Below are 248 nucleotides of genomic sequence, written 5' to 3' on the forward strand. Positions count from 1 at the left end.
GAATTTGAGCTGAACGACGATGATCGTGAGTATCTGCCGGAAGGGATGAAAGGCGCAAGCTATGTCCTTTGGCGCAACCTAGACAACTCGACTGGCCATAGGCTAACCAACGCGCCAGCCAAAAAAAACCTACAGAGATCTAGAGAAAGATTTGGCCCGACTCGCAGCACATGCGGACAAGCAATTCACCTCACCAGAAGATGGTTCTGCGAAATCTCCGACAGAGACGCTTAAGGCTGCAACAGAGG

Annotated in this window: 1 protein-coding gene; it reads left to right on the forward strand. The window is 51.2% G+C overall.

Going from position 1 to position 248, the window contains the following annotated elements; genetic code table 11:
• Positions 1-234, forward strand: a 234-nt coding sequence (locus tag FCK22_RS19170) for a hypothetical protein (protein ID WP_211243605.1), incomplete at its 5' end; no start/stop codon positions are given.
• Between the last annotated feature and the right edge of the window lie 14 nt (positions 235-248).

This window comes from Sulfitobacter sp. 15WGC (genome assembly GCF_005068605.1).
GTDB lineage: Bacteria > Pseudomonadota > Alphaproteobacteria > Rhodobacterales > Rhodobacteraceae > Sulfitobacter > Sulfitobacter faviae.